Source organism: Brevibacillus sp. GCM10020057 (genome assembly GCF_042683565.1).
Classification (GTDB): domain Bacteria; phylum Bacillota; class Bacilli; order Brevibacillales; family Brevibacillaceae; genus Brevibacillus.
On record NZ_JBHUJW010000021.1, the window covers coordinates 119,235 to 132,778 of the forward strand.

Annotated in this window: 17 protein-coding genes; 15 read left to right on the top strand and 2 right to left on the bottom strand. The window is 56.0% G+C overall.

Going from position 1 to position 13,544, the window contains the following annotated elements; translation table 11 throughout:
* Positions 1–83 precede the first annotated feature (83 nt).
* The 13 genes from acpS to ACFSO0_RS06550 all read left to right on the top strand — a co-directional run bounded on the left by acpS (position 84) and on the right by ACFSO0_RS06550 (position 11,266).
* Positions 84–470: a holo-ACP synthase gene (acpS, locus tag ACFSO0_RS06490; protein WP_376878008.1), complete on the top strand. Its 387-nt coding sequence runs from the start codon at positions 84–86 to the stop codon at positions 468–470.
* A gap of 245 nt (positions 471–715) precedes the next feature.
* Positions 716–1,753 (top strand): DUF4367 domain-containing protein, encoded by a 1,038-nt coding sequence (locus tag ACFSO0_RS06495; protein WP_376878011.1) that lies wholly within the window; start codon positions 716–718, stop codon positions 1,751–1,753.
* Positions 1,754–1,961: 208 nt separating this feature from the next.
* Positions 1,962–3,038, top strand: coding sequence for a coiled-coil domain-containing protein (locus ACFSO0_RS06500; RefSeq protein ID WP_376878014.1), 1,077 nt, complete (start codon positions 1,962–1,964; stop codon positions 3,036–3,038).
* 195 nt (positions 3,039–3,233) lie between these two features.
* Complete coding sequence (locus ACFSO0_RS06505; protein ID WP_376878017.1) at positions 3,234–3,674, top strand: hypothetical protein; 441 nt, start codon at positions 3,234–3,236, stop codon at positions 3,672–3,674.
* A gap of 2 nt (positions 3,675–3,676) precedes the next feature.
* Positions 3,677–4,924, top strand: coding sequence for an alanine racemase (alr, locus tag ACFSO0_RS06510; RefSeq protein ID WP_376878019.1), 1,248 nt, complete (start codon positions 3,677–3,679; stop codon positions 4,922–4,924).
* Positions 4,925–5,057: 133 nt separating this feature from the next.
* Positions 5,058–5,357, top strand: coding sequence for a CopG family ribbon-helix-helix protein (locus ACFSO0_RS06515; RefSeq protein ID WP_025845698.1), 300 nt, complete (start codon positions 5,058–5,060; stop codon positions 5,355–5,357).
* Positions 5,358–5,360: 3 nt separating this feature from the next.
* The gene (locus tag ACFSO0_RS06520) at positions 5,361–5,711 is read left to right on the top strand and encodes a type II toxin-antitoxin system PemK/MazF family toxin (protein WP_005830205.1); all 351 of its coding nucleotides are present in this window, start codon (positions 5,361–5,363) and stop codon (positions 5,709–5,711) included.
* 228 nt (positions 5,712–5,939) lie between these two features.
* Positions 5,940–6,350 carry an anti-sigma regulatory factor gene (locus ACFSO0_RS06525; protein WP_376878024.1) on the top strand — a complete coding sequence of 137 codons (411 nt, stop codon included), beginning with the start codon at positions 5,940–5,942 and terminating at the stop codon, positions 6,348–6,350.
* Between the two features lie 22 nt (positions 6,351–6,372).
* Positions 6,373–7,374 (top strand): PP2C family protein-serine/threonine phosphatase, encoded by a 1,002-nt coding sequence (locus ACFSO0_RS06530; RefSeq protein ID WP_376878027.1) that lies wholly within the window; start codon positions 6,373–6,375, stop codon positions 7,372–7,374.
* Positions 7,375–7,397: 23 nt separating this feature from the next.
* On the top strand, positions 7,398–7,724 hold the full coding sequence (locus tag ACFSO0_RS06535; RefSeq protein WP_376878030.1) for an anti-sigma factor antagonist: 327 nt from the start codon (positions 7,398–7,400) through the stop codon (positions 7,722–7,724).
* Complete coding sequence (gene rsbW, locus ACFSO0_RS06540; protein ID WP_376878033.1) at positions 7,724–8,218, top strand: anti-sigma B factor RsbW; 495 nt, start codon at positions 7,724–7,726, stop codon at positions 8,216–8,218. Before ACFSO0_RS06535 ends, rsbW begins: the two co-directional genes overlap by 1 nt.
* A complete protein-coding gene (gene sigB / locus ACFSO0_RS06545) occupies positions 8,187–8,975 on the top strand; it encodes an RNA polymerase sigma factor SigB (RefSeq protein WP_376878036.1) in 789 nt (262 codons plus the stop codon). The genes rsbW and sigB overlap by 32 nt, the downstream gene beginning before the upstream one ends.
* A gap of 128 nt (positions 8,976–9,103) precedes the next feature.
* The gene (locus ACFSO0_RS06550) at positions 9,104–11,266 is read left to right on the top strand and encodes a Tex family protein (protein ID WP_376878039.1); all 2,163 of its coding nucleotides are present in this window, start codon (positions 9,104–9,106) and stop codon (positions 11,264–11,266) included.
* A gap of 41 nt (positions 11,267–11,307) precedes the next feature.
* Here ACFSO0_RS06550 and cmpA read toward each other — a convergent pair whose 3' ends face one another.
* Both cmpA and ACFSO0_RS06560 read right to left on the bottom strand, forming a co-directional pair.
* A complete protein-coding gene (gene cmpA / locus ACFSO0_RS06555) occupies positions 11,308–11,430 on the bottom strand; it encodes a cortex morphogenetic protein CmpA (protein WP_152985748.1) in 123 nt (40 codons plus the stop codon).
* Between the two features lie 74 nt (positions 11,431–11,504).
* A complete protein-coding gene (locus tag ACFSO0_RS06560; RefSeq protein ID WP_376878042.1) occupies positions 11,505–11,840 on the bottom strand; it encodes a hydrolase/acyltransferase in 336 nt (111 codons plus the stop codon).
* Positions 11,841–11,948: 108 nt separating this feature from the next.
* On the opposite strand from ACFSO0_RS06560, the gene ACFSO0_RS06565 reads away from it, so the two are divergent.
* Both ACFSO0_RS06565 and thiL read left to right on the top strand, forming a co-directional pair.
* Entirely contained in the window at positions 11,949–12,422 is a 474-nt protein-coding gene (locus ACFSO0_RS06565; protein ID WP_376878045.1) for a SprT family protein, read from the top strand.
* A 93-nt stretch (positions 12,423–12,515) separates the two neighbouring features.
* Positions 12,516–13,538 carry a thiamine-phosphate kinase gene (gene thiL, locus ACFSO0_RS06570; RefSeq protein ID WP_376878048.1) on the top strand — a complete coding sequence of 341 codons (1,023 nt, stop codon included), beginning with the start codon at positions 12,516–12,518 and terminating at the stop codon, positions 13,536–13,538.
* Positions 13,539–13,544 lie beyond the last annotated feature (6 nt).

Consider the following 13,544-nt stretch of genomic DNA (forward strand, 5'->3'; position numbering starts at 1 on the left):
GGTTGTTTTTATTTTTCCTTGCCAACAATGATGGGGAGTGGTACGTTGACAGCAGAAATTTGCAAGACAGGAGCAATGAAGCCATGATTGTCGGGATCGGCGTTGATATGATCGAAATTGAGCGAATCTCCACTCTCGTCAAAAGGCAGCCGAAAGCGATTGGCCGCTTACTCACCCCCAGGGAGCAGCAGCTTTTGGCGGGAAAATCAGAGGCGAGGCAGGCAGAATACATAGCAGGTCGTTTCGCAGCCAAGGAAGCAGGGGCCAAGGCGCTCGGGACGGGGATCGGCGAGGCCGTCAGCTTTCTGGACATGGAAATCGTGCCGACCGATTCAGGCAAGCCGCAGCTGTCCTTCAGCCCGCACGTATACAGCCGGCTGGGTCTGAACCCGCAGCGCGTACGGGTGCACGTGAGCATCTCGCACAGCCAGTCTCATGCCATCGCCTATGTAGTCGTGGAAGAGTGTTAAACTTGTCTGCATATTGGGACGAGGATGGACATACATTTATATCGCGTAGATCAGGAGGGACTACCTGCTCTTACAGGAAGGGTAAGTCTGTAAGCCGATCGTGCGATATCGCGTCCTTCTCCAGAAAATGGTGCAGAACATAGACACGATGTGCGCTGCCAGAGGCGAAAGACTGACAGATTTCCCAGGAAATAGACAGGGATGCCCTTCTTTGTCGAAAATGTTGACAAGGAGGAGTTCATTGAATGAAACGGGCAGCTTTACCACTGGTGTTATTGTTGGTCTTCACTCTGCTGCTCGGCGGCTGCTTTGGTCAAAAAACACCCGAAGACGTGGTGAGCGACTTGAGCGGTACGCTGGGAAAAATGACTGGCTACAAGTCTCAAGCCGTACTGACCATGCAAACCGGCTCTACTCCCATGCAGTATGACGTGCAGGTATGGTACGAAAAACCGACCAACTACCGGGTAGCATTGACGTCCAAGCAGCGCGGCATCACTCAGATCATCCTGCGGAACAGCGAAGGGGTGTTCGTGCTCACGCCGCATCTGAACAAGAGCTTCCGCTTCCAAAGCGGCTGGCCGGAAAACAACGGGCCGCTCTACCTGTACGAGACGCTTGCTCGCAGCATTATCGACGATACCGAGCGCCAGATGAAGATGGATGACAAGCAGTACGTGTTTGAAGTCAAAGCGAACTACAGCGGCAATCGCTCCCTGACCAGACAAAAAATTTGGCTGACAGAAGATTTCAAACCGACGCACGCGGAAATTATGGATTCGAGTATGAATCCGCTTGTAAAGATTGACTTTTCTGAATTTGTGTTCAATCCATCCTTCGACAAGGATGCTTTTGACAAAGACCGCAACATGACCACCAGCTCGCTGCCTTCCATTCCGACCATGGCGCAGCCAAACATCGGGGCCGCGCAAGTGCCATCCAGCCAGTTCGGCGTCATCGTGCCGACCTATGTGCCCGAAGGCGTCCAGCAGGGCGACATCGAACCGGTGACGCGCGATGGTCAGCGCACCGTCGTCCTCAGCTACAAAGGCTCCTATAACTACAAGCTGACCGAAGCGCGTCCGACTGCTACTTCTGTCTCCTACGAGCAAGGCATGCCGATCGATCTGGGCTTCACGATCGGGGTGCTGGCGCAGACGAATGACGGCCGCCGCTACCTCACATGGGAGCTGGATGGCGTGGAGTTCATGCTGGCAGGAGATTTGCCGGAGGAAGAAATGGTCAAGGTCGCCCAGTCGACGTACGGCATCGGCGGCAAATAATCATCAATCGCAAAGAGGGGACGGTGCGCCGCCCTCTTTTTTTTGTCCTTTTCCGCACTTGTGAGTGAAATGTGGAAGAAGCGGCGAAAAATTCCCTACAGTTTTCCATTTTTCTCAAACGGAAATCAAAAAAAGCCCATGTACACTATGGTTGTACCGAAAAATGGTGCAAGATACCAACCAAGTGATGAAAGGATGGAAGGATAATATGTTTAGCAAAGCAAAACTGGGAATGCTTTTGGGAACGATGGCGGCCGTGCTGAGTATCGGAAGTCTGGGCAGCGCGCTGGCAGCTGACACTACGCAAACACAAGCGCAAACACAAGATATCCATAAACCGGCAGATGTGAAATTCGGAGGCAAAATGCAGCACCGCGGCGGCTTCGGCATCTCCCACAAGGAAAACACCGAGCTGCTGTCCCTCTTGAAGCTGGATGCAGCCAAGCTGGAAGAACAGCTGAAAGCCGGGAAAACGCTGGCAGAGGTAGCACAAGCGCAAGGCGTATCGGAAGACGATGTCATCGCCCTGCTGGTCAAACAGCAATCTGACAAACTGGCGGAAGCGGTGAAGGCTGGTAAGCTGACGCAGGAGCAAGCGGACAAAATGGGCGAAAAAGCCGCAGAGCGGATCAAGGCAGAACTGGAAAGCACCCATCAAGGCAGAGGGCCGGTCGGCTTCGGATTTGCCTATGACAAAAACGAAGAGCTGCTGTCTCTCTTGAAGCTGGATGCAGCCAAGCTGGAAGAACAGCTGAAAGCCGGGAAAACGCTGGCAGAGGTAGCACAAGCGCAAGGCGTATCGGAAGACGATGTCATCGCCCTGCTGGTCAAACAGCAATCTGACAAACTGGCGGAAGCGGTAAAAGCCGGCAAGCTGACGCAGGAGCAAGCGGACAAAATGAGCGAAAACGCTGCTGACCGCGTGAAAAAAATGGTGGAAGCCGCTCATCAGATGCGCGTTCACAAAGGCTTCGGCTTCGTCTTTGGCAAGAACGCAGACCTGCTGGCGCTGCTGAAGCTGGACGAAGCCAAGCTGCAGGAAGAGCTGAAAGCCGGAAAAACGCTGGCAGAGGTAGCGCAAGCACAAGGCGTATCGGAAGACGATGTCGTCGCCCTGCTGGTGAAGCAGCATGAAGAAAAGCTGGCGGAAGCAGTGAAGGCCGGCAAGCTGACCCAGGAAGAAGCAGACAAACGCAGCGCTGATCTGGAGAAGCTCGTGAAGCAAATGATCGAAAACAAGCATGAGAAAAAAGAAAGAACAGAAATCAAAGAAACCGCTGAATAAGCTGACCGAACCAACGAGGCAGGGACAAGGCTCCCTGCCTTTTTGCTGCCCGTCATGTTCCTTTGCACTTCCGCGCTTCTCGCTCTTCACTACCGGCTCGCTCCTAGGCAACTGCCCCTTTCGCGAATTGACATGCGGCAGGCAAACGCGATACAGTCAAAGTAACTTCTATCGTAATGAGGTGGCATGCAGTTCATGAAAAAACCGTCTACGGATGTTTTGTACGAGGAAGCATCCACGTACAAGGACATGCTCCTGCGCAAAAGCGTGCGGATGCGCGTCATGGAGACTGTCGTGTTTGTGCTGGGGATGCTCATTCTCGGGCAGATCATTCCCAGCAACAACACAGCATTCAAGGTGCTCGCCTTTGCGATCGCGATTGCGGTCGTAGGTCTGTCGCCCCTGTTGTACAAAGCCATCCTGCGCCCTGTGTACAAGCTGACGAAAACCCACCTGATCATCTCGATGTCAGGCAAGGAAGCCAGCTATCCGCTGTCCGAAGTGGAGCAGATTTACGAAGGCCGCCATTTCTACAGAGTGGGCGGAAAACGGGAGTCGCTGATGGTTTCCCGCGAATTTCTCAAGCACTTGAACGAACGTTTGTTTTACTATAACAAAGTGAACAAGAGGAGATAAGCATGAAACCGTTTTGTCGTGACACTTGGGTTGAGGTAAATCTGGACGCGATTTCGGCCAACGTGCAGACGTTCAGGAGGCATTTGCCGGCGTCGACCGGCATCATGGCAGTGGTAAAGGCCGATGGGTACGGCCACGGCGCAGTTGAGGTAGGCAGACAGGCGCTGCTGAGCGGGGCGGACTCGCTGGCGGTCGCCATGCTGGATGAAGCGATCGTCTTGCGCGAGGCGGGGATTGAGGCGCCGATTCTGGTGCTCGGCTATACGCCGGCCGAGTCCGTGGAGCCTGCCAGCCGGCTGCAGGTCGAACTGACGGCTTACGATCCGGACTGGATAGCCGCAGCGAACCGCGTGTTGCAAAAGGCAGACCTCGCGCCTGTCGGCATCCATATCAAGACGGACACCGGCATGGGACGTCTGGGCGTTCGCACAGTCGAAGAGCTGCTTCGCGTCACAGACACCATCGAGGCAAGCCCCAAGCTCACCTGGACCGGCATTTTTACCCACTTCGCCTGTGCCGATGAACCGGATACCACCCATGTGCGACGACAACACGAAACGTTTCAAAGCTTGCTCCAACCCCTCCGCGCGGCAGGCAAGCAGCTGCCGAAGGTTCACTGCTGCAATACGGCAGCGGCGATTGCTTTTCCCGAATGGGGGTATGATACGATCCGTTTGGGCATAGGTTTATACGGATTATACCCTTCACCCTATATGAAAGAGCGTGCGGATGTGGCACTCGTACCGGCCCTTTCCCTGAAGACGCGGATCGCCCACGTGAAGACGGCGACCGAGCCGTCTACCGTCAGCTACGGCGCGACGTATACCGCCCAGCCTGGGGAGACGATCGCGACGCTCCCGATCGGATATGCAGATGGATATTCTCGCCTGTTGTCCAACCGGGGAGAAGTCTTGTACAATGGAACGCGTGCTTCCATTGTTGGCAGGGTTTGCATGGATCAGGTCATGGTGCGGATCGAGCAGGGAACTGTGCAGGTCGATGACGAAGTAGTCCTGTACGGCAGGCAGGGCGAAGACGAGATTTCGCTGGATGAGATAGCCGCCCTCATTGGCACGATCAATTACGAAGTGCCTTGCATGCTGAATTACCGCATCCCCCGTGTCTACTTCCGGAACGGTAGGCAGACAGGGGTGTTTCACCCGATCGCCGCGAAACATGCGCCCAAGGAGAGTGTAAATAACTGGCAAGCAAAAAACGGCAGGAATTTAGCTTTCGAGCGCGAATACTAGGTAAGTGCAAAAAGCGGGGTTTTTTCCCTGCAAGGCGTACGGACAGGTATATTTTTGCAATGGTTTCGACATAATGGTATTGTTCATACTGTCACAGGCAGGGGAACATGCTTAGCGGATGAAAGTTACGGTCATGGTTGGAGGTGGATTTGTCTTGTCGAAGTCAAACACGAAACGCATCATGATCAGTTTGCCACAACACTTGCTTCAAGAAGTGGACGGCGTGATTCAGAAGGAAAAATCCAATCGCAGCGAATTCATTCGCCAGGCGATGCATCTGTATCTGAAGGAGCGTAAAAAACGCACAATCCGCGAAACGATGCAAAAAGGGTATATGGAGATGGCGAAGATCAATCTGAAAATGGCATCGGAGGCTTTTGGCGCTGAGGAAGAGGCTGACCATACTCTTGTCCGCTTAGTTAGCGGGGTGTGACCAGTGATTGTCAAACGTGGCGATGTATTTTTCGCGGACCTGTCACCGGTCGTTGGCTCTGAGCAAGGAGGCGTTCGGCCTGTTTTAGTTATTCAGAACGACATTGGAAATCGATTTAGTCCGACGGTCATCGTCGCAGCCATAACGGCACAGATTCAAAAGGCCAAGTTGCCTACGCATGTTGAGATTGACGCAAAAACATATGGATTTGATCGTGACTCCGTCATTCTGTTGGAACAAATTCGGACCATTGACAAACAACGGCTGACCGACAAGATCACGCATCTCGACGACGAGATGATGGATCGGGTGAATGAATCCCTGCAAATCAGCCTGGGACTCATTGATTTTTGATACAATGGATCAGACCTTTGGAGAGGAAAAGCCACTTGAGTGAAGCAAGTGGTTTTTTTGCTGTTGGGCAGGGAAATCATGTATGCATAGCGAATGTGTGGTAGTAAATATTAGACAAAATGTGACACAATTTGATGAGGGCCGTTCATCCTTGTACAGGCCTCGGTAGAGGTGTTTTATCCTTATCCATTTCATTTCTACCTACCTTGTGAGGGCGGAAGGAGTTTTTTGATTGTGGCAGATTTGTATCCTGAGACAATCAAGATAGAGACAGAGTCGGATATTGTCGCAGCGAGGCAAGCAGGTCGAAATATGTCGCGGGAGCTGGGATTTGGCACGATTATGCAGTCTCGCATGGCCACCTCCATTTCTGAATTGGCTCGCAATATTTTTTTGTATGCAGGCAAGGGAACGATTACGATATCGCCGATTGAGCGCGACGGGGCAATCGGCTTGCAAGTGACGGCAGTAGACCATGGACCAGGAATTGCAGACATTCGCAAGGCGCTGGAGGACGGCTACAGCACTTCCGGGGCCTTGGGGGCGGGACTGCCCGGTGTGAGGCGCATGATGGATGAATTCGACATCCAGAGTGTTCCCGGGGAAGGGACGCGGGTTCAGATCGTAAAATGGCGCTAGGTAACAGGGGAAGGTGAACGAGATGATGACCCGGGGTATTGAGGAAGAGTATCTGCGACTTCTCCGGGACTATTTCGCAGGCCAGGGTGAGGACAAGCTGTACGATGCCCAGCAGCTGGGCAAATGGCTTTTGCTGCAGGATTTCTCACCTGAAGAGCTGATCGACCTGCACGGAAGAGCGCTGGAGAAGTTCGGAGACGTTCCGGAATTCGTGCGGGCGTCCTTCACCATTTTGACAGAATTGATGATCGAATACGGCAATGAGCACCGGGCCGTGACGAGCCTGCGAAGCAAGCACAAGCAGCTGCAATCGGAGATGGCGGTAGCGTCTGCCATGCAGAAATCACTTTTGCCGCGCGAGCTTCCGTCCACTCCGGAAGTGGACATCGGATTGATCAGCGTGGCGGCCAAGCAGATTTCCGGAGACTTCTACAACATTGTGTCTCACGACGACGGGCGGTTCTGCCTGACGATTGCCGATATTACGGGCAAGGGAATATCCGCCGCGATGTGTACGTCCATGCTGAAGTACGCGATGGAGAGCCTGGGCGAGATGCTGCACGGGCCGGGAGAAATGCTGCACCACCTCAACCGGATTGTCGAACGCAACATCGATCCCAGCATGTTCGTCACCATGTTGTTCGGCTTCTACGATACGAACCGGCACAGCTTCCGGTATGCGGTGGCGGGACACGAGCCGGGCTTTGTGTACCGGGCGCGGGAAGGCCGTTTTTACGACATGGCAGGGGAAGGGAAGGCGCTGGGTATTTGCTCCGACTGCCAGTATAAAGAGCAGGAAATTCGCCTGGAAGTCGGGGATGTTCTGGTTCTTCTGACTGATGGTGTAACGGAGAGGAAATTTGACCGATATTACTTACAAAGGGACGAGCTGGTGTCTTTTCTGGCAGCGGAAGTCGGAGGATCGGCCCAAGAGATGGCGGATCGGCTCTACAGCAAGCTGCTGCTGCTCTCCAGGTTTGAACTGCCGGATGATTACACCATGATTGTATTGCGAAGAACTTGAGCTGCACCAGGAGGGAGATGCGGATGGACCTGACTATCGAAACGATAAGCAGCGAGACGGAGCATCAAGTGAACCTTTTTGGGGATGTCGATGCATTTACGGGACCGAAAGTAAAAGAAGCAATCATGGCATTGGTGGAGTCGCCGGACGCGGCGTCGATCGTCGTCGATTTGGCAAACGTAGAGTATATGGACAGCACCGGGATCGGCATTTTTATCGCTGTAATGAAAGCGTGCAAGCAGACGGGGCGCGTGCTCGCGGTACAGAATCTGTCTTCCCGGGTGGAGCGGCTGTTTCGCATTACGGGATTGTATGAGCTGATCTCCATCCGCAAAGGAGCGAGCGAGTAATGGACAGCAGCAGACTTGGGAAAGACATCATTTCGCTTCGGCTGCCCAGCCTGCCCGACTATTTGGGGGTTGCGCGGCTGACGGTATCGGCGGTGGCTCATCGCCTTGGCTTTTCCTTTGACGAGATCGAGGATATCAAGCTGGCGGTAGGAGAGGCATGCAGCAATGCGGTCATTCACGCGTACCGGCCGGACGAGCAGGACGGCGTGATCGCGCTGGACTGCCATGTTTATCCGGACCGGCTGGTCATCGCTGTCACCGATGAAGGCAGAGGGCTGGAAAGCGAGATTGCCCCCGACCAGCTTGGGCCTATCTATGCGGGGAGAGGCGTCGAAGAGTTGGATGAGGGAGGATTGGGTCTGTATTTGATCCACGCCCTCATGGACGAAGTGGAGATTCGCTCGGAAAACGGTGTGACGGTCACCATGACCAAGTATGTTCTTCGGGATGGGGTGGCAGGTGATGACCGGACAGTCTCGGAAGAAGAAGTATAGTCCCGAGGAGTTGAGAAAGCTGATCTACCAGTTTCGGGAGACGGGCGACGCTTCGCTGCGGGAGTTGCTGGTGCAAGCGTACACTCCGCTGGTTGAGGCGTTGTCCAAAAAGTTTGTCCGCGGCCAAATCATGCACGAAGATCTGATCCAGGTAGGAATGATCGGACTTCTGGCATCGCTGCACCGGTTCGATCCGTCGTTTGACCGGACGTTCGAGAGCTTTGCCATCCCTACCATCGTGGGCGAGATCAAACGGTACATTCGGGACAAGACCTGGAGCGTCCACGTTCCGCGCAGGGTCAAGGAGCTCAGTCCGAAGATCAAACGGGTTGTCGACGAGCTGACAGTCCAGTTGCAGCGTTCACCGCAAATCGCAGATATTGCGCGCTGTCTCGGTGTGTCGGAAGAAGCGGTGCTGGAGACGCTGGAAATGGGACGCAGCTATCATTCGCTTTCCATGGACAGCGAACTGGAAGCGGACAGCGATGGCAACACAATCACGCTGCTGGACCTGATCGGCGTGCAGGAGCCCGGCTATGGCCAGGTAGAGCAAAATCTCATGCTGGAGCGTGCCCTGCACGTACTGGACAAGCGTGAGAAGGAAATCATTCAATTAACTTATTACCAGAACCTGAGCCAAAAGCAGGCGGGCGATTTGCTCGGCATGTCGCAGATGCACATTTCGCGGCTGCAGCGCCGCGCATTGGGAAAGCTGCGGGAAGCGCTGAAAGTGGGGCTGCACGAAACGGTCATGTAACAGAAAAGGAAGCGATACGGGGCGTCGGCTGACGCTCCTTTTTTGCGTCCGCTTTTCTGATCCGGTTTCCGGGTCGATTCGGCAAGTATGGTACAATAAACGCGAAGAACGAGCGCAGGAGGACATGTATGGAACTTACGCTGATGATCCAGACCATCGCCAAGGAAACAGGGATCAAGCCGCATCAGGCACAGCGCACGATTGCCCTGTTGGATGAAGGAAACACAGTCCCATTTATTGCCCGCTACCGCAAAGAGCTGACCGGGCAGCTGGACGAGACGCAGATTCGCGCCATTGAAGAACGCGTTCGTTATTTGCGCAATTTGGCTGTGCGCAAGGAGGAAGTTCTCCGGCTGATCGAGGAGCAAGGCAAGCTGACCCATGAGCTGAAGGCCGCGATCGAGCAGTCGTCCAAATTGCAGGAAGTGGAAGACCTGTACCGTCCATATCGGCAAAAACGCCGTACGCGGGCGACGATGGCCAAGGAAAAAGGGCTGGAGCCTTTGGCGAACTACTTGCTCAGCTTGCCGAAAACAGGCGACCCGCAGGCGGAAGCTGCCAAGTACGTGAACCCGGAAAAAGGCGTCGACTCCGCGGAAGCTGCCCTGCAGGGAGCAATGGACATCGTGGCCGAGCATATTTCAGATGATCCGGATATTCGCCAATGGGTGCGGCAGTGTACGCAGCAAAAAGGTCTGCTGCTGTCGGAGCAAAAGGCAGAAGAAGCCGATGAAAAAAATGTATACCAGATGTATTACGCCTACAGCGAGCCGTTGAAAAAGATCGTGCCGCACCGCGTGCTGGCGATGAACCGCGGTGAGAGCGAGGGCATTTTGAAGGTGACGGTCGAGGCGCCGGTCACGGAAATACTGCCGTGGATTCAGAAACGCGCCATTCCCCGCGACACCGTAGTGCGCTCCTTGCTGGAAGCGACAGTAGAGGACGCGTACAAACGGCTGATCGCCCCGTCGATCGAACGGGAAGTACGCGCAGAGCTGACGGAGACCGCAGAAGAGCGGGCCATCCACATTTTCGCGGAAAACTTGCGCAACCTGCTGCTGCAGCCCCCCGTCAAGGGCAAGGTCGTGCTCGGGGTCGACCCGGCGTACCGGACAGGCTGCAAGCTGGCCGTCGTCGATGAGACAGGCAAGCTTTTGGAAGTAACGGTCGTCTATCCGACGCCGCCGAACAACAAGGTAGCGGAAGCGTCCGCCAAGGTAAAGCAGCTGATCGAAAAGTACGGAGTCAACGTGGTGGCGATCGGCAACGGCACGGCGTCGCGCGAAACCGAGCAGTTTATCGCGGACGTGCTCAAGGAACTGAAAAAAGACGTGAAGTACATCATCGTCAACGAGGCAGGGGCCTCTGTCTATTCCGCATCCGCCCTGGCGAAGGAAGAATTTCCCGACCTGGACGTCGCCGAGCGCAGCGCGGTCTCGATCGCAAGGCGCCTGCAGGACCCGCTGGCTGAACTGGTGAAAATCGATCCGAAATCGGTCGGGGTCGGGCAGTACCAGCACGATGTGTCCCAAGCTCGCCTGGCGGACAGCCTGCAATTCGTCGTCGAATCGGCAGTGAACCACGTCGGGGTGGACGTGAACACCGCTTCGATGTCCTTGCTGCAGTATGTCTCGGGCATAAGCAAGCAGGTGGCGGGCAACATCGTGAAAAAGCGCGAGGAGATCGGCAAGTTTGCCTCGCGCGACGAGCTGAAAGGCGTGCCGCGTCTCGGAGCCAAAACGTATGAGCAGTGCATCGGCTTTTTGCGCATCATGGACGGCACCAATCCGCTGGACAAGACTCCGATTCACCCGGAGTCGTACGGAGCGACTCACCAGCTGCTGCAGATGATCGGAATCGCGCCGGAGGAAATCGGCAGCGACCAGTGCCGGAAGCAGCTGCAGTCGTTGAACGTCGCTGAAACGGCGCAGAAGCTGGGCATCGGCGAGCCGACGCTGGCGGACATCGTGGAAAGCCTCCTGCGTCCGGGCCGCGATCCGCGCGACGAGTTGCCGAAGCCGCTGCTGCGCAGCGACGTGCTGCAATTATCCGATCTTGCCGTGGGCATGAAGCTGCAGGGAACGGTACGCAACGTCGTGGACTTCGGCGCCTTCGTGGACATCGGTCTGAAAAACGACGGGCTGGTGCACATCTCGCGCCTGAAAAAAGGCTATGTGAAGCATCCGCTCGAGGTGGTAACGGTGGGCGACATCGTGGATGTGTGGGTCGTGGAAATCGACGAGAAGCGCCAACGGGTCGGGCTGACGCTGATCGCGCCGACAGAGGGTTGAGGCGATGCCGCGTATGACGGCAACAAAAAGGCGGCGTCCTGCTATTCGGGACGGCCGCCATGTTTTTCCCAATATAAAAACCAACAACTGTTCAGCAGACGGATCTGCCGAACATCCTTCCCGCTGAAGGCACGCTGCAATTGCCTGCGCATCCATTGTGGCATGAAGGTACCTCCTGGAGTTATTCGTCTACTGGCCAGTGTATGCACAGGACGAACTGGAGGTACCTGTTTTTTCTTTACTCTTCTTCCTGCAAATACTCCAGCTGTGCCTGCAGGGCGCGGATTTCCGTCAAAAGGGAAATGAGCGGGTATTCGTTCTCCTGCAAGGAAGCGAAGCGGCGTTCCAGTTGGCTCACGTAATCCAGCCCGTCTGCGATCACATAGTCTTGGCTGATAAGCTCAAGGTCGGCACATTCCGCGACGACGTGCGGCAGCTCGGGACGATCTGTGATAGTCAGTTTGTCGATTTCCTTGTGCAGCCGCTTGAAGAGAGCGACCAGTTGATACATATGCGATTCAGGCAGCGCGACGAACCGAAGTCCGGTGCCTTCCTGCAACAGCAAATAGCGCATAAGCTCCTCCACCATTCTACTTTTCTATGAATCAGTGTAGCCTATCTGTCTGGCACTTTTCAACCGGAACTGCTATGGTGAAAGAAAGACAGGAGCGGAGGAGACGAGATGACCGATCAGGAATTGCAGAAGCTGGTGGAGGACATCTCCGCCAAATTTTTTGCCGTGCCCTTTCGCCACCAGGCGCGCTTCAACAGCCGTCTGCGCACGACGGGCGGGCGGTATTTGCTGCGCTCCCACGACATCGAGCTGAACCCGAAGCATTGGGAGGAACACGGCATGGATGAGCTGGTGGCGATCATCAAGCACGAGCTGTGCCACTACCACCTGCATTTGGCCAAGCGGGGGTACCGTCACGCGGACCGCGACTTCCAGCAGCTCTTGAAGCAGGTCGGCGGGAGCCGCTACTGCCAGCAGGTAGGCGGCGGACGCACGCGGCTGCCGTATCGATACGAGCTGGTTTGCCAGGCGTGCGGCATGAGCTACAAGCGCAAGCGCAAAATGGATCCGGCCCGCTATCGCTGCGGCCGGTGCAGCGGCAAGCTGGTTTTGCGCGAGCTGCCAGAGCCGGTTTCCACGTGAAGGGTGCTGAACCGTGGGGAAGAGCGGCTTTCTTGCACGCCTTTGGACAGCAGCGTTATAATGGATGGACTATGCCGTAAAGGAGCGTTGGAAGTGGCACACGACGAGTTTTCCTTGATCCGGCAATGGACGAGCCGCTCGGACGGACAGGAGGGAGACGGCTTGACCGTCGGAATCGGGGATGATGCCGCTGTTTTTGCGCCGTCGCCTGCCATGGAAGTGGTGGCGTGCTGCGATGCGATGGTCGAGACCGTCCATTTTTTGAAGGAGACGATGCGCCCGAGCGACATCGGCTACAAGGCGGTCATCAGCAATATCAGTGACGTCGCGGCGATGGGCGGGCTGCCCCGGTACGCGCTGGTCAGCATCGCGGTATCTCCCGGCTGGTCGGCCGATGAGACGAGCGAGATTTACGAGGGCATCTACGCGGCCTGCGATGCGTACGGGGTGCGGCTGATCGGAGGAGACACCGTCTCTGCACCGGATGCTCTGCATCTGTCTGTGACGGTGCTCGGGGAAGTGGAGCAGGGGCGTGCTTTGCGCCGTTCCCACGCCAAGCCGGGACAGGCTGTTTTCGTGACCGGGCATGTGGGCAGCTCGGCGGCGGGACTGCATCTGCTGCTGAAGCAAAAAGACCCGAACAGCCGCTTTCCCGCCGAGTTGCAGCCGCTGGTGGAGGCACATCAGCGGCCTGCCGCGCAAGTGACGGCAGGAAGGCTTTTGCTGGCTTCCCGGTCGTGCGGCGCGTTGAACGACGTGAGCGACGGGCTTGCCTCCGAACTGTGGGAAATTGCCGAGGCGAGCGGGGTGGCGATCGCCATCGACGCCGACCAGGTCCCGATCCGGGCGGAAGTGTCGTCCTATGCCGCAGAGGCAGGGAAGGACCCGTTGGACTGGGCTTTTTACGGCGGCGAGGACTACCAGCTCGTCGGGACGGCCGAAGCGGACGGCGTGGCTGCGCTGGCGGAGCAGTTTGCGGCAGCAGGGATTCCGTTTGCCGTCATCGGCAGCGTGGAGGCGAGTGCGGATGGCAAGCCGGCTGTCACCTGCGCAAGAGCAGGCAGGAGCATGCCGCTGGCGAAAGCGGGCTTCAACCATTTTGGACGGCGTGAATGAAAAGGA